We start from the raw sequence: 20,980 nt of genomic DNA, 5'->3' as shown, positions 1-20,980 counted from the left end.
CGACCCGGAAGTTGAAGTTCCAAGTCGCAGGCGCGAGATGTGATCACTCTAGCAAGTAAACCTGTGTTTAGGTAGCTGACAGCACCGCGATAAACGCGGCAACGCAGTGAGTTGCCCATCCTGCAACCGTGAACGAGTGAAATATCTCGTGAAAGCCAAAAACGCGTGCGCTTGGTCCGGGCCATTTGAATCCATACACGAGGGCGCCGATTGTGTAGCAGATGCCACCGGCAACCAGTAGCCAAACAACCGCCGGACCACCCGCTTGCCATAGGTCTGGCAGGTACCAAAGCGCCACCCAGCCGAGCAGTACGTAGATCGGGGTTGTAAACCATCGCGGAGCGCTTGGCCAAAACACGGCTGTGCCGATACCTAGTGCGGCTCCGATCCAAACTATTAGCAGCACCTTGGTTGCTTGCGCGGGGCTTAGCAGCGCCACGCAGATTGGCGTGTAGGTTCCGGCGATAAGCAGAAAGATATTCGAATGGTCAAATCGACGCAGAAGCGCATTGGCTTTAGGGCCCCAGTTTCCGCGGTGATACAGCGCGGACATTCCAAATAGGAGCAGGCTAGACACGAGGTATGCCACCGATGCCCACCTCGTGCCAGCGGTGGGGGCGAGGATTAGCAAGACGAGGGCGGCGGCGAACGCCAGTGGTGCCGTGACAAGGTGTATCCAACCGCGCATCAGCGGCTTGATGGAGGGGGGTGTGAGTGACCGCGACGAGTTCACATCTGGATCCGATAAGACGGTGTCACTAAGGGGGTGAGGTTGCATTTCTGCTCCATAACTTACGGTGTGGTAACTTAAGGTTACGCGGGAGTAAGTTAGTGGTCAAGGAGGCATTATCTTCAATCCCGATCAAACCTCATCTACTATCGAGGTAAGGCAAGCGTAAAATCATTTTTTGAAGGAGTGAGGGATGGAAAACCGTTTGTTATACAGCCTGTACGAAAAACGGCTTGTATCCGAACTCACTCCGGAGCGCTTGCCAAAGCATGTGGGCCTTATCCTCGACGGGAATCGCAGATGGGCGCGGGAAGGCGGCAATGCAACCGCCTACGGGCATCGCAAAGGTGCTGACAAGATCACCGAGTTCTTGGAGTGGGCCGATGAGCTTGGTATCAAGATCGTTACGCTCTGGATGCTTTCAACCGATAACTTAGATAGAGATGAAGCCGAACTTCGCCCGCTCCTCAAAATCATTGCGGAGGCCGCTAGGCGTCTGGCAGATGATGGGCGATGGAACCTGAAATATGTTGGCGACCTCTCGCTCTTGCCCGATGATATTCGAGACGAACTTGAAGACTGCCTAACCTGTGCAAAAGGCCGAGAACCGGGGTCTTTAGATGTGAATATTGCCGTCGGTTATGGCGGCAGGCACGAGATTACCGACGCTGTTCGCGCGTTGCTTCGCGCATACTCGCAAAAGGGTTTGAGTATTGACGAGGTGGCGGATGTCCTAACCGTGGATGACATTACTGACCACCTATATACCGCCGGTGTTCCAGACCCGGACCTCGTGATCAGAACGTCTGGGGAGCAACGGCTCTCGGGATTCCTGCTCTGGCAGTCAGTGCACTCGGAGTTCTATTTCACCGAGGCATACTGGCCTGACTTTAGGCGAGTTGATTTCTTGCGCGCACTCCGCGACTTCGGGCAGCGCGAACGCCGTCTGGGTAAGTAAAATCACTTTGCTGGCTACCTGTATTTTTTGTTGCGTTTGTGCAGAAAATACGAGCTTGGGTGGTTAAGTGAGCAAGTTTACATATATGTCCGACCAATCAGTGATCACGTTAGGTATCGTTGTTGGTGAAGAGAAAGTCAAATAATCGAAATCGGAGTGTTTAATGTCATTTGTCTCCGTCGACGAGCACGCTGGCCGTGAAAAAGTCGATTTTGCTGAGTGGGAAGGTTTCAACACCGGAAACTGGGACTGGGAAATCGATGTCCGAGACTTCATTCAACGCAACTACACCCCCTACCTGGGTGAAGCGGACTTCCTAGCCGGCCCAACGGAAAAAACTTTGCGTCTATGGCAGACGCTTGAGGAGAAGTACCTCTCGGAAGAGCGCAAGCGCCGCGTTTACGATGTTGATCTTGAAACTCCTGCGGACGTTGACGCTTTCGGCGCTGGTTACATCAGCGAGGATGACGATGTAGTGGTTGGCCTCCAGACCGATGTTCCGCTGAAGCGTGCGATGATGCCTGCCGGTGGGTGGCGCATGGTTGAAACCGCCATCAGGGAAGCCGGTAAAGAGCCGAATGAAGAAGTCAAGAAGATCTTCACTAAGTACCGGAAGACGCATAACGATGCGGTATTCGACATCTACACTCCACGCATCCGCGCGGCTCGCTCCTCGCATATCATCACGGGGTTGCCCGATGCATACGGTCGCGGCCGCATCATCGGTGATTACCGTCGCGTAGCGCTTTACGGCGTTGATTACCTGATCGCCCAGAAGCAGGCTGACAAAGACCGCTGTGCGGACCAGCCTTTCTCGGAAGACTGGGCGCGTGATCGCGAAGAGATTTCCGAGCAGATCAAAGCTTTGAACAAGCTGAAGAGCATGGCTTCGAAGTACGGATTCGACATTTCGCGTCCGGCCTCAACGGCTAAAGAAGCCGTGCAGTGGACCTACTTCGGCTACCTCGGATCGGTTAAGTCGCAGGATGGTGCCGCAATGTCGTTCGGTCGCCTGTCCGGCTTCTTCGACGTTTACTTTGAGCGCGATTTCGCTCGCGGCATCCTCACTGAGGAAGAAGCGCAAGAGATCATTGACGCGCTTGTTATCAAACTTCGCATTGTCCGCTTCCTGCGTACCGAAGCTTACGATCAGATCTTCTCTGGTGACCCGTACTGGGCAACCTGGTCCGACGGTGGTTTTGGCGAGGACGGACGCACGCTCGTAACGAAGACCTCGTTCCGCTTGCTCCAGACCCTGGTGAACCTCGGCCCGGCTCCCGAGCCGAACATCACGATCTTCTGGTCCCCCGAGCTTCCCGAGGGGTACAAGAAGTTCTGTGCGAAGGTCTCGATCGAGACATCCTCGATCCAGTACGAGTCGGATCACCAGATCCGCGACCGCTGGGGAGATGACGCAGCTATCGCATGCTGTGTATCCCCGATGAAGGTCGGCAAGCAGATGCAGTTCTTTGGCGCTCGCGTCAACTCTGCTAAGGCCCTCCTGTACGCCATCAACGGCGGCCGCGACGAGGTGTCCGGTAAGCTCGTTGTGCCTGACCACGCTCCGGTTGAGGGCGATGGCCCGCTGGATTTTGATGAGGTATGGAAAAAGTACGAGCAAATGCTCGATTGGGTGGTCGGCACCTACGTTGAGGCGTTGAACATCATCCACTACTGTCACGACCGTTACGCCTACGAGTCCATGGAAATGGCGCTACACGACTCGCAGATCACCCGCACGATGGGTTGCGGTATCGCGGGCCTGTCGATCGTTGCGGACTCACTTTCTGCAATCAAGTACGCGAAGGTCACGCCCGTGCGTGATGAAACTGGCCTCGTAGTTGATTACGTAACCGAGGGCGAGTTCCCACGTTACGGTAACGACGATGACCGCGCGGATGACATCGCAGCGACGATCGTTCACACCGTGATGGAGAAGATCAAGGCCATCCCGATGTACCGCAACGCAATCCCGACCCAGTCGGTGCTGACGATCACCTCAAACGTGGTTTACGGTAAGGCCACGGGCTCGTTCCCGTCGGGCCACCAGGCTGGCACGCCGTTCGCGCCGGGTGCAAACCCAGAAAATGGTGCAGACACGCACGGAATGCTTGCTTCCATGCTTTCCGTTGGCAAGCTCGACTACTCCGACGCGTTGGACGGTATTTCGCTTACCAACACGATCATTCCTTCGTCTTTGGGACGAAACCTGGAAGAACAGATTGAGAACCTCGTCGGTATCATGGATGCCGGCTTTATCAAGAAGGACTAACAAAATGACTGTAAAGAGCTTTGATGAACGCCTCGCATCGATGAAGGCAAACCGGGAAGCGACCGGCGGCGTTGAGGGCCTGTACCACGCCAACATTAACGTGTTGAACCGTGAGACCCTTGAGGATGCAATGGAGAACCCAGAGAAGTACCCGCAGCTTACCGTGCGCGTGTCGGGCTACGCGGTTAACTTCGTGCGTCTTACGCGCGAACAGCAGCTTGACGTGCTCTCTCGTACCTTCCACGCGGGTATGTAAGCAGATTGAGTGACGTAACTTCGGGGCGGGCTTCGCTTGTTGGATCTTCCGGTTACTCGGAAGGTTCAACGGGGGAATACCGCCCCGATCCTTTAGAATATGAGGTTCCCCGAGCGCAAGGTGCGGGGCTGAACGGTATTGCTGTTGCCCCGCACATGGAACGATCTGAACATTTCCAGGCCGTTCGTGAAGGCAAGCTGGGGTCGGTGCACTCGTGGGAGCTTGTGACCGCAATGGACGGGCCGGGAACACGGGCAACTGTGTTCTTCTCGGGCTGTCCTTTGCGTTGCGTGTACTGCCACAACCCGGACACGCTGTACATGCGTAAGGGAACGCCAGTTCTGCTTGATGACCTCATGGATCGTTTGCGTCGGTACAAGACGATCTTCAAGGTGACCAATGGGGGCGTAACTTTTTCTGGCGGCGAGCCGCTCATGCAACCCGCGTTCCTTGCTAACCTGCTTCGCGCGTGCAAGGAGGAGGGGATCCACACCACGATTGACACGTCGGGGAATCTGGGCGCGAACTGCTCGGATGACATGCTTGCAGATATTGATCTAGTGCTTTTGGATGTTAAGGCCGGGGACCAACAGACGTACTTCAAAACCACCAAAGCGCAACTAGAGCCCACTATCGCGTTTGGCAATAGGCTCGCGGAGCTTGGCAAAAGGGTGTGGGTCCGTTTTGTGCTAGTTCCCGGGCTTACGGACAAAAATGAGAACATCGAGGCCGTGGCGGACATCGTGGCAGGCTGGCCCAATGTTGAACGTGTTGAGGTACTACCGTTCCACCAGATGGCGCGAGACAAGTGGGACGCGCTTGGCATGGAATACGAGTTGGAAGACATAGAGCCTCCAACACCAGAAGAAACCGAAGCTGCGCGAGAAGTATTCCGCTCCCGCGGGATCGAAACCCACTAGTTCAGTCAGTAACGGTCTTAAGCTCGTTGCATTTGAGCAGATACACCCATATGGAAACGGCGGTTCAAATCTGAACCGCCGTTTTGTGTTGCTCTATCTACCTGGTGGATTAGATGAGTTCTTTCTTCCACGGCGGGTTCGCGCCGGCACGTGATACCGTGATCGCAGATATCGACCCAGCTCGGCCAAGCATGCGAATAACGCATTCGCGATCAATGTGAGCAAGTGCGTAACGATTGTTTGCCCCCAGCAGGTTTTCGCTCCAGAGCGCATCGATGAGTCCGCCCATGAACGAGTCTCCTGCTCCAACCGTGTCCACTACCTTCACATCGGCTGCGGGAAGGTGTACAGCTTCGTCGCCGAAGTATGCGCTTACGCCCTCGCCACCTCTGGTTACAACTACCAGGGCGGGCCCCAGCTCTAACCATTCGCGGGCCACCTGGTCTATGTCGGAGCTTCCAGTTAGCCACTCAGCGTCTTCGTCGGACATTTTTACTACGTCAGCCAGGCGGACGCATTCCTTGATGCGTTCGTATGCCTTAGCGGGATCTCCCATGATGGTAGGCCGCGCGTTGGGATCATAGGTTACGGTGGCTACTTCGCGCGCTCCTTCCAAAAGCCGCACGACATCGCTACCGCCCGGTTCCAGGGTTGCGGCAATAGAGCCGGAGTGTACAACCACGGTATCGTCACCGATCTCGCACTCGGGTAGCTTCCACTCGATGTCGAACGTGTAGGTTGCGGCGCCTGTTTCGTCGAGCCTGGCTAGAGCGGTAGAGGTCTTTTCGGCACGCATCGACTCTTCTGATACGACCACGTTGGACTCTTCCAGGTGCTTGCGCACGAGCTGGCCGCGCGCATCTGAGCCCAGCCACGTCAGTAGGCGAGCATTGCGGTCAAGCCGGCCGAGTGTAAGAGCAACGTTTGCGGGAGACCCGCCAGGAATTTCTTTTGACTCACCGCGCTGGGGAACAACAATGTCCACCAGGGCTTCGCCGATTATCAGTGCGTTTGGATTAATCATTGGACTTCCATACTCTCGAGATTTTGATCTCAGTTTATATGTTCACCCTGGGCGCGGTTTGGCCCTTTCGATCTCTGAACGTATGCCGATCGCAGATGAGGGAACCGTTGGGTACTGCCCGGTATCCGGGGGTTTTGAGCTCTTACTGTGGTGAGCCTTCGCTACTCTGCCGTAGTTTCATGAGCGGGGGACGAGTCGGCGCGGGATTGTTCAATGCGCTGTTCTGCAGCGCTCAAAACAGCATGACAGCGTGCGGCAAGAGCTTCACCGCGCTCCCAAAGAGTAAGCGTCTCCTCCAGCGGAGTTTTCCCGCTTTCAAGCATCTTCACAATCTGTACCAGCTCATCGCGGGCCTGCTCGTATGAAAGCTGACCGGGGTCAATCAACTTTTCCTTATCCATTTTCTCTCTCCTCTTTTGTAAAGTATCTAGTTCGTTGTGGGGGAATCTGATTTTGCAGACTGGTCCGCTTCATCCACCCCATGCGCGGGTTGGGTTCCAAACACGGTTGCGATCATGGAGCCACGGGCAAGCATAATTTCCAAAATGTCACCCTTCTTCACACTCGCAGAGTCTTTAACAAGGCCAACGCCGGGAGCTTTAACAATCGAGTAACCACGCTCCAAAGTGGCCTGCGGTGAGAGCGCCCGCAAGGTCGCGGCTGCCTCAACAAGGCCAGCGCGCTCGCGGTCGATGCGCGCACTCACAAAGTGGCGCATGTTCGTAACCGCCTGAGTTAGCCCAGTCTTGTAGATCTGTAGAGAGCCGGTTGGCTCTTTCAACACGGGCCTGTCTTTTAACAGGTTGAGGTACTCGCTCTCGCGCTTGATCTGCATCTGCGCCCGTGAGCGAATGCTTTCCAACGCGTGCGCGAGATTTGCGTGTTCTTCTTTCAGATCGGGCACGACTTTACGCGCGGCGTCGGTTGGAGTGGAGGCGCGCACGTCTGCAACGAGGTCCAACAGAGGAGCGTCACCCTCGTGCCCGATTGCCGAAACTACGGGCTTGTTAGCTTTGAATGCGGCTCGGATGATGCGCTCATCGGAAAAGGGAAGCAGGTCTTCAACAGAACCACCTCCACGCGCAACAATGATGACTTCCACGCTTTCAATCGCATCGAGCTCTGCGATGGCTGCACTAACTTCGGGAGGACAGTTGGGGCCTTGTACGAGTACTTCGCGGATTTCGAAGCGTGCGCCGGGCCAACGCGCCATAGCGTTCACAAGCACGTCGTCTTTAGCTTTCGCGTTTCGCCCGCAAATGAGGCCGATGGTGCGAGGAAGAAAAGGTAGAAGCTTCTTGTGTTCGGCGTTGAACAGGCCCTCGGCTTGCAGTTTCTGGCGCAGTTGCTCGATCTGTGCCAGTAGGTCGCCAACTCCAACCGGGTGAATTTCGCTAGCTTGCAGGTTGAGCCGCCCAGAGCGTTCCCAGAACGTGGGTTTTACGTATGCAACTACGCGTGTACCCGCTTGGACAGCTCCGCCCGTTCTTTGAAGGACTCCGCCAAAAACCGTTACATCCATTGAGACGTCCTCATCTACGTCTCTGATGGTTAGGAATGACATGCGGGTGGAGGGGCGCTCGTTGAGTTGAACGATTTGGCCTTCAACCCACAGGGCGGACATGCGGTCAATGTACTGCTTCATGTTCTTAGAGAGCAGGGCGAGAGGCCACGGGTTTTCCCGAGTGGTTTCGCGCGCTACTTTTGCAAGCGCTGGTTTGTCCGCGCCGCGACTCGGCGTGGTCCTAACTTCCATGCTTCCCCCTGTGAGCGCCCACTAGCGCTAAGTTGTGTTGCTACCTTCTAGTTTACGAAACACGTGGGACATAAATTGTTTCAGTTTGTTACGGGCGGCAAGTTCGCCAGTTTGCGGCTATCTTAGAGGCGTGAGTGACGTATTCGGTAAAAGAATTTTGTTGGCCTCCCCGCGCGGATACTGCGCGGGCGTGGACCGTGCGGTAGATGCGGTGGAGAAGGCTTTGGACTTATACGGTCCGCCGATCTACGTGCGTAAAGAAATTGTGCATAACCGCTACGTGGTAGAGACCCTGTCTCGTCGCGGCGCGATTTTTGTGGAAGAAACACATGAGGTGCCCGAGGGGGCGCGCGTGGTGTTTTCCGCGCACGGCGTGTCCCCGCAGGTGCATGAAGAGGCAGCGCAGCGCGGGCTTTCCACGATTGATGCAACGTGTCCGCTGGTTACGAAGGTGCATAAGGAGGCTGTACGCTTCGCGAAGCAGGATTACGACATCATTCTTGTTGGCCACGAGGGGCACGAGGAAGTTGAGGGCACTTACGGTGAGGCTCCGGATCACATTCAGATTGTGGGCACGCCGGATGAAGTGGATAACGTGACGGTGCGTGACCCGAACAAGGTGGTGTGGCTGTCTCAAACCACGCTTTCGGTCGATGAGACGATGGAGACGGTGCGCAGGCTGCGCGAGCGCTTCCCGGTTTTGATGGACCCGCCGTCGGATGACATTTGTTATGCAACGCAGAACCGGCAAGAGGTTGTAAAGACTATCGCGCCACAGGCTGATTTGATGATTGTGGTGGGCTCGGCAAATTCTTCGAATTCGGTGCGTTTGGTTGAGGTGGCACTGGATGCGGGAGCGAAGTCGGCCTACCGGATCGATGAGGCCGCCGAACTGGAACTGGCGTGGCTGGAAGGCGTTGAAACGGTTGGTATTACATCGGGTGCTTCGGTGCCGGACATTTTGGTGCGCGAAGTGATTGAGCGGCTACAGTCACTTGGGTTTGGTGAGGTTGAGGAAGTGCGTACGCGCACCGAGACGATCACGTTCGCGCTTCCACGCAACTTGCGTCAGGCGCTAAAACGCGAGGGTGCTGACGCGGAGGACGCAACGGGTAGGCGCACGCCGGGCCCGGACCACACCTGCTGACGCGGCTACCCGCCGTTATTCTTGGGATGAGGACAGGCTTCTCGCGGCCTTGTCTATGGGTCGAGGAGCAGGCTTGATGGAGCGCTCTAGGCTGGCGATGTTTATTGCTGTTACTCCCAATCGGCTCTCGAACGATCCGATGGTGCGATTGTAGTTCTCAACCGCGGATTGGAGGGAGCTGCCCAGTTTCCCGAGGTGTTCGCCAAGCACATTTATGCGTTCGGTGAGGGTGCGTCCAAGCTCAAGGATGTCGCGCGCATCCTGCTCTAGGGAATCTTTTGCCCACGAGTATCCAACCACTCGCAGTAGCGTGTGGAGGGCGGAGGGGCCAGCGACAATGATGCCTTTTTGAAGGGCGTCGTCAAAAAGGGCAGGGTCAGCTTCGAGTGATGCAGAGATGAGCGCTTCAGAGGGCATGTATAGGACCACTAGGTCCAAAGAGCCAGCAATGACCTCGCTGTAGCGCCGGTTTGCCAGCTGGTTCACGTGGGAGCGCACCGCGCTTGCATGTGCTCTTAAAGCGCTCGAATCCTCCTCGTCAATGGCTTTCAGGTAGGCGTCCAGGGGAACTTTCGCGTCGATTACGAGAGCACCCTCGCCCGGTAGATTTACAACGACGTCTGGCCGCGCCGGGCCAACCTGCATTTGTTCGAGGAAGTCAATGCGGTTAGTCAGGCCCGACATTTCAAGCACGCGGCGCAAGGAGAGCTCACCCCAAGATCCGCGAGTGGGAGAGGACCTTAGCGCTGTATCGAGCTTTTGTGTGGCGGCAAGAACCTCGCGCCCGGTTTTCTGGCTGAGACCAAGTTCGGAGATGACCCAGTCGAGTTGATGCTTTTGCGCCGCATCCATTTGCCCAACTCGCGCATCAATGGCATGTAGTGCCTGATTTAGCGGCGCTAGCTCTTTAGAAATCTGGTAAGCCAAAGCGTCACGCGCTACGCCCTCGTTCTCGGGGGTGCTCGGGCGCGGCTGGGCGTACCGGCCCGCAAAGTATCCGCTAACGAGTCCGACTACCAGCAGTATTAAAGAAATGATCCAGCCAATTGTTGTCATGGTTCTATTAGACCGGATGGGGCGGACAAAATTTTGGACGCCCTGCCTCGCAATTTTTTAATCAACGCCCGTGGCCTAAACTATAGGCGTGGCTTTGACTATTGGTATTGCAGGACTTCCAAACGTTGGGAAGTCGACGTTGTTCAACGCGCTCACTCGCGCAACCGTTCTAGCAGCGAACTACCCATTCGCAACGATTGAGCCGAATATTGGTGTGGTTCCACTCCCGGATGAACGGTTGAAAGAGCTTGCCGGCATTTTCGGGTCCGAAAAGATCATTAATGCGACTGTGTCTTTCGTTGATATTGCGGGGATTGTGCGGGGTGCTTCCGAAGGTGAGGGCTTGGGCAACCAGTTCCTCGCTAATATTCGTGAGGCCGACGCGATCTGTCAGGTAACGCGCGCGTTTGCCGATCCTGATGTTGTCCACGTCGACGGTAAAGTGTCGCCCAAGGACGATATCGAGACGGTCTCAACTGAGCTCATGCTTGCCGACATGCAAACCCTTGAACGTCAGCTACCGAAGCTTGAAAAAGAAGTGCGGGGCAAGCGCATTGAGCCGGAGTACTTGTCTACCGCGCAGGCGTGTCTCGAAATGCTGGAGCGAGGCACACTCATCTCCGCAGGTATGAAGGCTGCTGGCCTTGACCCGGCCATCGTTAAGTCGTTCCAGCTGATGACTGCGAAGCCTTTTATCTATGTATTTAACATGGACAGCGAGGGCCTTGAGGACGAGGCGAAAATGGCGGAGCTGCGCGAACTTGTTGCTCCAGCGGAGGCCGTGTTCTTGGACGCCCAGTTTGAGTCGGAGCTGGTGGAGCTTGACGAGGACGAGGCTCGCGAGATGCTTGGCGAGGTTGGCCAGGAAGAATCCGGCTTGGATAAGCTTGCGCGAGTTGGTTTTGACACGCTTGGTTTGCAAACCTATTTGACGGCTGGCCCGAAGGAAGCTCGCGCGTGGACGATCCGCAAAGGCTGGACGGCGCCCCAGGCTGCTGGCGTGATTCACACGGACTTTGAGCGCGGCTTTATTAAGGCCGAGGTCGTCTCGTTCGCGGACCTAGTGAAGGCCGGCTCGATCGCGGAGGCCCGCGCTGAAGGCCTGCTACGCTTGGAAGGCAAAGACTACGTGATGCAAGACGGCGACGTGGTGGAGTTTCGTTTCAATGTAACCTGAGGCGCGCTAGTGTTAGCAGCATGACAACACGCGCTGCTATTTACCTCCGTATCTCGCTCGACGCTGCCATGGACGGCCTTGCCATCGACCGGCAGCGCCAGGACTGCGAAGCCCTTGCCGAGCAGCGTGGCTGGGACGTCGTGCATACCTACGTCGATCAGTCGATCTCCGCATCAAAGAAGGACGTGGACCGTCCCGACTACGACGCCATGGTGGCGTCCTTTGAGCGCGGCGAGATCGACGCGATCATTTGCTGGGACCTCGACCGCCTCACGCGGCAGCCCTGGCAGCTCGAAGAGTGGATCGACAGGGCAGAAGATCAGGGGCTGAAACTCGTTACCGCAAACGGTGATGCTGACCTTGCCACCGACGGCGGCAGAATGTATGCGCGCATCAAAGCAGCCGTGGCGCGCGGCGAGATCGAGCGAAAGAGCATGCGCCAATCCCGTGCGCAACAGCAGCGCGCCGAGCAGGGCCGCTGGTACTCCGGCGGTGTGCGCCCGATCGGCTACACCTCGACCGGCGAGATCATCCCATCCGAAGCCGCCGCCGTGCTCGGTATGTTCCGGGCTGTCGAGCGGGGCAACTCCATGCGCGACATCGCACGCGCTCTGTCTGGGGTCGATCAGCCGGGCTTGCCGGATATCCCGACCACGCCGCGCCATATGCACACCGTGGTCACAGAGCGCAACGCACGCCGCCGCGCTGCAGGCCAGCCCGAAAAGCAGGTTCCAGACGCGCAGCCGTGGGCCTACACGTCGTTGCACTCGATCCTGCGCAACCCCGTGTATGCGGGCTATCCCACCTATAAGAAAGCCAAGCGCAAGGGCGTGAAGGACAAATACCACCGTGTCACGCATATCGTCCGCGACCCCGATACCGGCGAGCCGGTGAAAGGGCAGTGGGAGCCGATCGTCACACCCGATCTGTGGTGGCGCGTGCAGAACGTGCTCGACGATCCCGACCGGCTGACAAACAAGGAGCGCCGGAACACTCGCCGCCATCTCGGCTCGGGTCTGTATGTCTGCGACGAGTGCGGCAACCCCGTGCGCACGCATGCCGACCGCTACCGCTGCGCGGCCTGTGGCTTAGTGCGCACACATAGCGTCGATGATTTTGTCCTCGCCGTGATCCGTGCCCGTCTTGGTCGTGACGACCTGGCGGACCTGCTGCCGACTGCGGACGACGACGAGGTCAACGCCATCGACGACGAACTCGCTGAGCTTCGCGCAAAGCTCGCCCGCGTCCAGGCTGACTACGACGAGGAGCTTATCGAGGCCCGTGACCTCAAGCGCGCGCGAAACCGTTATGAGCCGCAGATCGAGAAACTCGAAACGCGCCGTGCCCGCCTTGCTGGCGCATCGGCGCTGCTCGACACAACCGGCTACGCCTCGCCCGTGGACGCCTTCGACAGCGCAGAGCTTGCCGTGCAGCGTCGAGTCATCAACACCCTGTGCCAGGTGCGCCTGCGCCGTGGCGTGCGCGGCACCAAGACCTTCAACCCTGAATCGGTGCAGATCGTGTGGAACTAGGTTGCAGTGTGTGGCACATCAACAATCGCGCGCATGTGCTGCGCCTTAGGGGCGGCCTAAGCAAGCGCACGACACCGTGCGCTTGCGGCGTGCGAAACTAGGCAGGAGTTTCGCGCAGCTGACGTTGGCGAGGATGACGTCAGAAGAGAGCAAGGACGAAAGGGCGTGTTGCGGGCAACCCCACTCCGTACGGGGTGAATCCAAGACATAGCGGACCAAGGACAACCACCGCCCTCCCGAGCCTAAGGCCTGTGAAAAGTACCAATATAATTAGAAAACTGGTTCTATTCCCATTTGTATTCACTTAGGGTAGTTTCCCTTTTGAGGCAATCCCGCCTCATTTCCTCTCTCAAAAGAGACTGTTATGACCCCCAAAAAGCGCACTCGGCAGTTTGCAGCGCTGCTGATTGCCTCTGCTCTGAGCGTTTCCGTATCTAACTCAGCCGTTGCTTCCGCAGAAGAATTCCAAGACCACGGCGCCAAGGGAGGCTTTGCTTCCGGTGTGATGGCCGAGCTACTCGGCGAGGCAGCACCAGCCTTCACAACCTACTGGGCATCTGTCGGCCGGAAAGTTCGCTACCCTGCAGGTGGCGGTACCTGGGAGTACGGATTCTGGGACGCTAAGGCGCGTTCTTATTTCACCGTGAATCGGTGCCATACTTCGACTGTGATCGTCAACGACAGAACGCAACGAAGCATCGACACCCGCGGCGGCCAGAAGTCGATCGCCGAGCTTTGGGCAACGAATTTGCCGGGCACTAAGGACAGCTACTACTACGACTTCTGCTAGAACTCATGCGTATTCGACCCCTAGTACTTGGGCTTTTGAGCCTACTTCTTGCTGCAGTCATCGCGACTACTGGGTGGCTGCTGACAGCCCTGGTTGACTCCACCAAGCCCTTGTCCTTAGGGGTCGAATCAACCTTTAGTCTTGACTACGTCGAGCCTAAGACTTCACTCGCGGAGGAACTTGAGTCAGACTACGCACCGACGGTAATCCGTAACTCACTGGTTTCATTGGCCGAGCAGAACGGCTACTCCATCTACCGGCTGACTGGCACCGATGACGCAAGCGGGACTTCCCACGAGGTTTTCATCCCGCTGGAGGAAAATTATCCAGCACCGGAACGCATTCCCCGGCTCAACCGGCCGGATGCCTTGAGCCAAGCGGCCAGTGAGCTTGGGTCGCTGGATTACCACGGTGACTACGTCTTGGTTCCCAAAGCAACGGGTGGCAATGCGAACCACTTCTACGAATCGGCCAGGAATGACGGGCTCAGGCTAAGCGAAAAGACGCAGTTCCTTCACCTCATCCAATCGGTCGTATTCCGCCTGCCCGCGTTGGTGGCGATCCTGTTTCTATTTGTCGTTTCCCTTTTTGCCCTGGTATTTGTTCTTCGGGTTTCCGGTCTTAGATTGGCAGCGCTGCGCACAATAAATGGAGGGCACCGCAGTCAAAAAGGCAATTGGCGGCAATGGACCTTTGTCATCCTCCCGCACCTAGTTCTCATTGGCCTTGCGAGTACATTCCTCGCCCGCCAAGGGAGCTATTCTTTTGCCCTCCTGTTCCTCAGGTTCTACGCCGCCGGGATAGGCTTGGCCCTGGCTACCACCGGTTTGGCCGTAGCCGTCACCGCCCCATTGTTGCGCCGCGCAGTAGCGCTGCTGGGGCAGCGTGCCCCCGCAGAGAAGGCGGCGGGAAAAGCGCTGAAAGTAATTTCGGTCTTTACCTGCGTGACCTTTGTAGCAGCGGGTCTTAGCTCAGCGGCTGCGCTCCGCTCCTACCAGCAGGAATCCGAGGCCCAGCAGACCTGGAAATCTCTCGCGGAGTTTGGAGCCTTGCATTTTTCAGCCAACTTCGACGGCCCTGCTGGCCGCGTGGAAGGAGGCGAGCTCTTGCCGCCCAGTCTGCAGCAGAACTTCCGCGACTTCGCGCTCAGCTGGGAACGGGAGCACGGGGCTGTCCTCAGCCATACTTTGCCGAAAGAAGGTACCGGTGTGCCGGACTCCTGCCCCGTGGCACTTGCCAACCGCCAATGGCACGATCTGCAGGATTATCAGTTCCGTCCCGGAGACGACAACCACTCGGTCGACTATTCCGCAGCCCAAGAGCATTTCGCAGCTTCCGTGGATCTGTGGGCTCAGGAATCCGGCGACCTGCTCCTTAAATCTGCGCAAATTGGTCCGGTCAGTGCCGATCATGCGGTCGGATTCATTAGTGGAACAATGTCGGGGGAACTGGTTCCCGGCGATTGTTTTTACGTGCTTGAAACGGACGATCTATCCGGCTTCGACGCAGACTTCCTAAGCTCCACAGCTTCGAGTGAAAATTTGCTCTTCGCGGATTTCTCGGAACTGGGTCCAGAACTTACCGCTGCCGGCCTCGAAGGCTACGTCTACCCGGTACGCGCCGCCGATCGCGGTCTGGCCGAACTAGTAGCCAGCACGGCGCTGTTCTGGCTGAGTATCCTGAGCGCCCTCGGAGCTTTGCTCGCCACGCTTGCGGCCTTGATAGTCCAGGCGCGCATCCAGCTCCGAGTTCACCGTCGCCTCCTGGTACTCCTCCACAGCGCTGGGCAATCACCGGACAAAACGATGTGGCGACTATTCAAAAGCCAACTGGTCAGCCTGACAGTTGTCGTCATATTGTCCGTCCTGGCTCCGCTACTGCTTCCCAACCCGTTCCTCTACACCTTCACCGCGCTAAGCTGCCTTGTCTTAATCGTCTACCTCGGTTTTGTCCGTCTCAGTATTTCTCAGCACATGTCCGCCTCCCCTAGGAGTCACAATGTCATTGGCTAGCCCCAATCAGTCCCCCACTCCGCCGCCGGAGATTTCCACCTCTCATCTCTGTCTCGCCGCGGAGTCGACTTTTTCTGTGGGGCGCAGCACGCGGATGGTGAAGAAGTCCCTCGTGGAAAATGCAACGTTTTCCCTACCCGGGCCAGGCTTTGTCGCCATCTGTGGAGCCAGCGGTTCCGGAAAGACTTTGCTGCTCAACACCTTGGCCGGGCTCCTGCCGCCGGCGGACGGCCTCCTCCGGATAGACGGTGAGAATGCCTCCGCGTGGAGGATGAAGCGGAGGCGGAGGTTCTGGCGAGAACGCGCAGCGATAATCCACCAAGACCACGGAATCATTCCCGAACTAAGCTGCGAAGATAACCTCACCCTCGGGCTATCCAGGAAGCAATACTCCAAAGAAGAATTGCTGCACTCCCTCGGCGAAGTCGGTCTTGATGTCCCCTTCGACGGGCCGGCAGCTATTCTCAGCGGAGGCGAGCAGCAGCGGCTGGCGATCGCCCGAGCCCTGCTCCGCGGCGCGGCTTATGTGTTCGCTGACGAGCCGACCGCCTCCCTCGACCCCACTAACCGCGACCAAGTTATCGCGCTCCTGCGGCGAGCTGCGGACGGGGGCGCACTCGTTCTGGCCGCCACGCACGATGCCGCAGTTATTGCTGCCGCTGACAGCACCTTGCGCATCAATGATCGCCAGGTCACAGTCTCCGGCTCTGCGCGGGATTAAATCGCGATGCCCGCGGCCTTGGCCACCTTCCGGTACCCGGCCGCATGGTCCGCGACGCTGGCGTGGGCGTTGAGTCCGCTGGGGTTGTCGAGCACGGGCCTGACCCCCGGAAAGTAGACACGTCGGGGGTTAGCTATGCTGCTTGGGTCAGCGTAGCTGATGTGAGTGCTTCGAAGTCATTGGGGGCTAGAAAGTTGCACCAGGAGTGCCGTCTGCGGGTGTTGTAGCGCATGCACCACCGGAAGACTTCTTGGCGACTGATGTCGAAGTGGTGGAGTTCAAATTTAACGTGTAACGCGGAGCGTTAATGACGTTTCGCGTTATTGGGGGGGGTAGGTTGAAGAGCGCTGTCTCTAACTCCGGTTTTCGTTCGGCCTCGGTCCATTCCGCTACCTCGTGTGTAGAATCTGCAAGCGGTATCGGGCCGTTGAACTATTAGGTTCACCCACAGTTCCCGTGCCTGCACGCATCGAGAAGGACCAGGTGGTGAACTCGAATGACTCGCCTGGTCCAACGTGTGTGCGCTCGGCGCGTGGTTTAACTCTTATAAGACTTGCCGGTCACAGCCTCAGCGTTTCGCTCGTGCAGCCCGCAGGCCGTTCAAGATCACGATGACTTCGGCGACTTCGTGAACCAACACGACGGCGGCCAGGCCCAGCACACCGCTGATCGCCAGTGGCATCAACACGATAATGATGGCCAGAGACAGCACGATGTTTTGGTTGATGATCCTGCTGCCTCGGCGGGCGTGCTGCAGCGCCTGCGGGATCAGCCGGAGGTCGTGGCCAGTGAAGGCGACGTCAGCGGACTCGATCGCGGCGTCAGAGCCGGTTGCTCCCATCGCAATGCCCACCGTTGCGCCCGCCAGTGCCGGCGCGTCGTTGATGCCGTCGCCGATCATCGCCGTCGGCGTCTTGGAGGAGAGTTCGGCGACGATGCTTGCCTTGTCCTCCGGGCGCAGCTCGGCGCGCACGTCGTCGATTCCGGCGATTTCAGCCAGCGCCCGGGCGGTACGAGTGTTGTCGCCGGTGAGCATGCTCACTTCCACATCGTTGGCGCGCAGGGTCTGCACGGCTTCGGGCACCTCGGGCCGCAGCTCGTCGCGGACGCCGATCGCTCCGGCGAGGGTGTCATCGACGGTGACCAGGACGCAGGTCTGGCCTTCGGATTCCATGCGCTCAACGTCTCCCTTCAGTGGCCCGGCGTCGATCCACCGGGGGCTGCCGACCAGCAGGCGTCGGCCTTCGACGGTGCCGCCGATGCCATGTCCGGCTTCCTCGCTGATGTCCAGGGCGGCGGGTGCTTCGGGCTCCGCTGCCGCGATCGCCGCGGCGAGGGGGTGCGTCGATTGCTGCTCAACTGCCGCAGCGAAAGTAAGCACCTGCGCCCGATCGAACCCGTCTGCCGGGACCACGCCGGTAACCTCGGGCTGGTTGCGGGTGAGGGTTCCGGTCTTGTCCACCGCCAGGTGACGGATGCCGCCGAGCCGCTCGAACGCCGCGCCAGACTTGATGACCACGCCGAACTGGCTGGCCGCGCCGATCGCGGCCACGACCGTCAGCGGCACGGAGATTGCCAGCGCGCACGGCGACGCTGCGACCAGAACCACCAACGCACGGGTGATCCACGTCTCGGGGTCGCCCAGCAGCGAGCCGATCACGCCGACTAGCACCGCCAGGATCATCACCCCGGGCACGAGGGGTCGGGCAATCCGGTCGGCGATCCGGGCGCGGTCGCCCTTTTCCGCCTGCGCCTGCTCGACCAGGTCCACGAGTGTGGTCAGCGAGTTGTCCGTTCCAGCTGCGGTCGTCTGGACTTCCAGCACACCGGCGGAGTTGATCGCTCCCGCGGGCACCTCGTCGCCGGGCGCAACCTCCTCCGGAATGGATTCTCCGGTGATCGCTGAGGTGTCAAGGCTGGAGCGCCCAGACCGAATGATGCCGTCCGTGGCGATCCGCTCTCCGGGGCGCACGAGCATCAGCTCGCCAGCCATGAGCTCCTTCGCTGCGACCTCGACCGCCGTGCCGTCGCGCAGCACCGTCGCGGTCTGCGGTACCAACTTCAACAGTGCCCGCAGTCCGCTCTGGGCCCGATCCATCGCCTTATCTTCAAGCGCCTCGGCGATCGAATACAGGAACGCTAGCGCCGCGGCCTCCCCGACGTAACCGAGGATCACCGCGCCGACCGCGCTGATCGTCATCAGCAAACCAATGCCGAGCTTGCGCTTCGTGACAAGGTTCCGGATCGCGCCGGGCGCGAACGTATACGCCCCTAGCAGCAGGCCGACCCAGAACAGTACTGTCGCGGGTGTCGCTAGCCCGGACCAGCCCAGCGCCAGGCCTATGCAGAGGGCTACGCCGGAGAAGATCGGCAGCAGCAACTCGGGGTCCTTCAACCATGGCCGATCGAGCTCTTCGACCTCCGCGGCGGGTTCGTGTTCGCATCCACACGCCGAGCTCATGCGTCCGCTCCCTTCTCGCCGCAGCCGGGCACCGAGCATGCAGGGTCGATGCACGGGGCGTTTTCGTCGACAGCCAACGTCGCGTTCACCAGCGCGTTGAGCGCTGCCGCGAGGTGCGGATCGGCGATTTCGTAGCGTGTCTTGCGGCCCTCCGGCTCGGCAACGACGATGCCGCAGTCACGCAGGCAGGTCAGGTGGTTCGAGACGTTCGAGCGGGTCAGGCCCAGGTCGCGCGAAAGCACGGCTGGGTAGCTCGGGCCGTCGAGTAGTGTCATCAGGATTCTGGAGCGCGTCGGATCCGCCATGGCCCGGCCGAGCCGGTTCATGACGTCGAGGCGTGAAGCAATGGTCAGCATGTGCTGAACAATATATCGTGTGCTGAACTATTCAAAATGCGCTGACCTGACAGTTACGCGAAGGTCCTGCGACCTGCAAGAATTAGTCGATGGGATAGCAGATGACTGATCCTTTGTGGTTCGGCTGCCGCCCAACGCGGGAGCGACGTGGGCGGCGAGGTTCTCGAGAAAGTAACTTTGCAACTACATACCGTTGAATTTAAGTACAACGTGTAGCTAAGGGCCTTATTAATAGCGTTTGACAACACGCGCTCCTATTTGCCGTCGTATCTCACGAGACGCTGACGTGGATGGCCGCACCATCGACCTGCAGCCTCAGGACTGTGAAGTCATTGCAAAGCAGCGTGGCTTGCACGTTGGACATAGGACATAACGACGTCGATCAGTCCATTTCCGCGTCAAAGAAGAATGTGGCTCGCCCCAACTACGACGCCATGGTGGCATCCCTCGAACGCGGCGAAATCGACGCGATCATCTGCTGGGACCTCGCTGGACAGTCCGATCGGTCGGACAGAATTACTCCCGCACCCCAGCGTAATCAGGGGTGCACCTTAAAAACATTCGGAGGTGGGGGTAACTCCCCCTCGTTGCCCAGAGACAAAATACGCCAGTGGCGTCTGTATGACGCCCCGAAGGTAGGACAAATTCCAATCCAGAGAGGTCTTGCACTGTTGCGGTGCGGTTGTCTTCTTTCTCACCGTATTGCACCCTGTGAAATTAATTGGATACGATAGAACCATGTTGATTTCAGGTTCCGTTTTCATGCGGCCGCTCACCAACCGCTAAGGCGGTTTTCTCCCTCCCGCGGGTCAAAAACCGCTCCGGTACTTTAGCCGGGCGGCCATTTGCCATGCCCGGCTCCGTTTCAACTCCACGGAGCACACCTGATGTCTACATACGGATACGGCCGTCACGAACATGGCCAAAATTTTCTCACAGACCAAAAGATCATCAACACCATCGTCGATCTTGTAAAACAAACCACCGGCCCCATCATCGAGATCGGGCCGGGAAGCGGTGCCCTCACTCACCCGATATCCCGCTTGGGGAGGGCAATAACGGCAGTTGAGGTAGACGCAAAACTAGCTGCCAAACTCACAAAAAAGACCGCCTCGGCGTCGGTCGAAGTGGTCCATGATGATTTCCTTAACTTCCCGTTACCCGCCACTCCCTGCGTCATTGTGGGAAACATTCCCTTTCACCTCACCACTGCCATTCTTCGAAAGTTGTTGCATGCGCCGGCATGGACTGACGCTGTACTCCTCATGCAGTGGGAAGTCGCTCGCCGCCGGGCCGGGGTAGGCGCAAGCACGATGATGACGGCTCAGTGGTCCCCATGGTTCACGTTTCACCTTGGTTCCCGAGTACCAAGGTCTGCTTTCCGTCCACAGCCTAACGTTGACGGGGGGATCTTAGTGATCCGCCGGGTGGGTGACCCGAAGATCCCGATAGAGCAACGCAAAGCCTTTCAGGCTATGGTGCACACCGTTTTCACCGCCCGGGGACGCGGGATAGGGGAAATTCTCCGAAGGGCAGGGTTGTTTTCATCACGTTCAGATACACAATCATGGTTGCGCTCGCGAGGAATCGACCCCGCAACCCTACCCCCCAGATTGCGCACCAGCGACTGGATCGATCTCTTTCAGGTGACTGGTTCCTCTCCATCGCACCATCGGCCAATTTCACAATCGGGAAGTAGTCAACGCCCTCCTCAACGCAAAAAACGAGGCCGGCGGCGTTAATCTCCCCGCCACCCAAACCGAAATCCACCAGTAGTAGTGGACGACCAGTGCTGGTCTACCGTGAGCCGGG

The 20,980-nt window shown here is 58.3% G+C and carries 19 protein-coding genes and 1 pseudogene; 12 read left to right on the top strand and 8 right to left on the bottom strand.

Translation table 11 applies throughout. The features are described from left to right. Positions 1–67: 67 nt before the first annotated feature. Positions 68–778 (bottom strand): PAQR family membrane homeostasis protein TrhA, encoded by a 711-nt coding sequence (trhA, locus tag HMPREF1628_RS06015; RefSeq protein WP_084703274.1) that lies wholly within the window; start codon positions 776–778, stop codon positions 68–70. Between the two features lie 145 nt (positions 779–923). On the opposite strand from trhA, the gene HMPREF1628_RS06010 reads away from it, so the two are divergent. The 4 genes from HMPREF1628_RS06010 (at position 924) to pflA (ending at position 5,136) form a co-directional block, all read left to right on the top strand. Further along, positions 924–1,688, top strand: a complete 765-nt coding sequence (locus HMPREF1628_RS06010) for an isoprenyl transferase (RefSeq protein WP_034509325.1) — start codon at positions 924–926, stop codon at positions 1,686–1,688. A gap of 163 nt (positions 1,689–1,851) precedes the next feature. Continuing rightward, entirely contained in the window at positions 1,852–3,960 is a 2,109-nt protein-coding gene (locus HMPREF1628_RS06005; RefSeq protein WP_034509322.1) for a pyruvate formate lyase family protein, read from the top strand. 4 nt (positions 3,961–3,964) lie between these two features. Beyond that, positions 3,965–4,216 (top strand): autonomous glycyl radical cofactor GrcA2, encoded by a 252-nt coding sequence (gene grcA2 / locus HMPREF1628_RS06000; RefSeq protein ID WP_034509318.1) that lies wholly within the window; start codon positions 3,965–3,967, stop codon positions 4,214–4,216. Positions 4,217–4,221: 5 nt separating this feature from the next. After that, positions 4,222–5,136 carry a pyruvate formate-lyase-activating protein gene (gene pflA / locus HMPREF1628_RS05995; protein ID WP_052038930.1) on the top strand — a complete coding sequence of 305 codons (915 nt, stop codon included), beginning with the start codon at positions 4,222–4,224 and terminating at the stop codon, positions 5,134–5,136. 109 nt (positions 5,137–5,245) lie between these two features. On the opposite strand, the gene HMPREF1628_RS05990 is transcribed toward pflA, so the two are convergent. The 3 genes from HMPREF1628_RS05990 to xseA all read right to left on the bottom strand — a co-directional run bounded on the left by HMPREF1628_RS05990 (position 5,246) and on the right by xseA (position 7,916). Continuing rightward, entirely contained in the window at positions 5,246–6,160 is a 915-nt protein-coding gene (locus HMPREF1628_RS05990; RefSeq protein ID WP_034509315.1) for a carbohydrate kinase family protein, read from the bottom strand. A gap of 161 nt (positions 6,161–6,321) precedes the next feature. Then, on the bottom strand, positions 6,322–6,561 hold the full coding sequence (locus tag HMPREF1628_RS05985) for an exodeoxyribonuclease VII small subunit (protein ID WP_034509312.1): 240 nt from the start codon (positions 6,559–6,561) through the stop codon (positions 6,322–6,324). Between the two features lie 26 nt (positions 6,562–6,587). After that, on the bottom strand, positions 6,588–7,916 hold the full coding sequence (xseA, locus tag HMPREF1628_RS05980; RefSeq protein ID WP_034509310.1) for an exodeoxyribonuclease VII large subunit: 1,329 nt from the start codon (positions 7,914–7,916) through the stop codon (positions 6,588–6,590). A gap of 130 nt (positions 7,917–8,046) precedes the next feature. Between xseA and HMPREF1628_RS05975 the strand changes: the two genes are divergently transcribed. After that, positions 8,047–9,063, top strand: a complete 1,017-nt coding sequence (locus HMPREF1628_RS05975) for a 4-hydroxy-3-methylbut-2-enyl diphosphate reductase (protein ID WP_052038929.1) — start codon at positions 8,047–8,049, stop codon at positions 9,061–9,063. Positions 9,064–9,078: 15 nt separating this feature from the next. On the opposite strand, the gene HMPREF1628_RS05970 is transcribed toward HMPREF1628_RS05975, so the two are convergent. After that, positions 9,079–10,119 (bottom strand): DNA recombination protein RmuC, encoded by a 1,041-nt coding sequence (locus tag HMPREF1628_RS05970; RefSeq protein WP_052038928.1) that lies wholly within the window; start codon positions 10,117–10,119, stop codon positions 9,079–9,081. An 88-nt stretch (positions 10,120–10,207) separates the two neighbouring features. Between HMPREF1628_RS05970 and ychF the strand changes: the two genes are divergently transcribed. From ychF to HMPREF1628_RS05945, 5 genes are all read left to right on the top strand, one after another. Next, the gene (gene ychF, locus HMPREF1628_RS05965) at positions 10,208–11,296 is read left to right on the top strand and encodes a redox-regulated ATPase YchF (protein ID WP_034509305.1); all 1,089 of its coding nucleotides are present in this window, start codon (positions 10,208–10,210) and stop codon (positions 11,294–11,296) included. A 20-nt stretch (positions 11,297–11,316) separates the two neighbouring features. Then, complete coding sequence (locus HMPREF1628_RS05960) at positions 11,317–12,828, top strand: recombinase family protein (RefSeq protein WP_034509301.1); 1,512 nt, start codon at positions 11,317–11,319, stop codon at positions 12,826–12,828. A 364-nt stretch (positions 12,829–13,192) separates the two neighbouring features. Next, positions 13,193–13,618: a lactococcin 972 family bacteriocin gene (locus tag HMPREF1628_RS05955; RefSeq protein ID WP_198030416.1), complete on the top strand. Its 426-nt coding sequence runs from the start codon at positions 13,193–13,195 to the stop codon at positions 13,616–13,618. Between the two features lie 227 nt (positions 13,619–13,845). Continuing rightward, positions 13,846–15,630: a hypothetical protein gene (locus HMPREF1628_RS05950; protein ID WP_231376317.1), complete on the top strand. Its 1,785-nt coding sequence runs from the start codon at positions 13,846–13,848 to the stop codon at positions 15,628–15,630. Beyond that, complete coding sequence (locus HMPREF1628_RS05945) at positions 15,617–16,351, top strand: ATP-binding cassette domain-containing protein (protein WP_052038927.1); 735 nt, start codon at positions 15,617–15,619, stop codon at positions 16,349–16,351. Before HMPREF1628_RS05950 ends, HMPREF1628_RS05945 begins: the two co-directional genes overlap by 14 nt. Before the next feature lie 133 nt (positions 16,352–16,484). On the opposite strand, the pseudogene HMPREF1628_RS09185 reads toward HMPREF1628_RS05945, so the two are convergent. The 3 genes and pseudogenes from HMPREF1628_RS09185 to cmtR form a co-directional block, all read right to left on the bottom strand. Continuing rightward, positions 16,485–16,607: pseudogene (locus HMPREF1628_RS09185) on the bottom strand (IS3-like element IS1206 family transposase); the annotation flags it as partial. Between the two features lie 312 nt (positions 16,608–16,919). After that, positions 16,920–18,812: a heavy metal translocating P-type ATPase gene (locus tag HMPREF1628_RS05940; RefSeq protein WP_034509298.1), complete on the bottom strand. Its 1,893-nt coding sequence runs from the start codon at positions 18,810–18,812 to the stop codon at positions 16,920–16,922. Beyond that, positions 18,809–19,168, bottom strand: a complete 360-nt coding sequence (cmtR, locus tag HMPREF1628_RS05935; RefSeq protein WP_034509295.1) for a Cd(II)/Pb(II)-sensing metalloregulatory transcriptional regulator CmtR — start codon at positions 19,166–19,168, stop codon at positions 18,809–18,811. The genes HMPREF1628_RS05940 and cmtR overlap by 4 nt, the downstream gene beginning before the upstream one ends. A 290-nt stretch (positions 19,169–19,458) precedes the next feature. On the opposite strand from cmtR, the gene HMPREF1628_RS09180 reads away from it, so the two are divergent. Then, the gene (locus tag HMPREF1628_RS09180; protein ID WP_223845690.1) at positions 19,459–19,902 is read left to right on the top strand and encodes a recombinase family protein; all 444 of its coding nucleotides are present in this window, start codon (positions 19,459–19,461) and stop codon (positions 19,900–19,902) included. A 153-nt stretch (positions 19,903–20,055) separates the two neighbouring features. Further along, positions 20,056–20,910: a 23S ribosomal RNA methyltransferase Erm gene (gene erm, locus HMPREF1628_RS08860; protein WP_070429178.1), complete on the top strand. Its 855-nt coding sequence runs from the start codon at positions 20,056–20,058 to the stop codon at positions 20,908–20,910. Positions 20,911–20,980 lie beyond the last annotated feature (70 nt).

This window comes from Actinomyces sp. S4-C9, assembly GCF_000758775.1.
Taxonomy (GTDB): Bacteria; Actinomycetota; Actinomycetes; order Actinomycetales; family Actinomycetaceae; genus Gleimia; species Gleimia europaea.
Note: the sequence above shows the minus strand (reverse complement) of the source record. Positions and strands in the feature narration are given on the sequence as shown.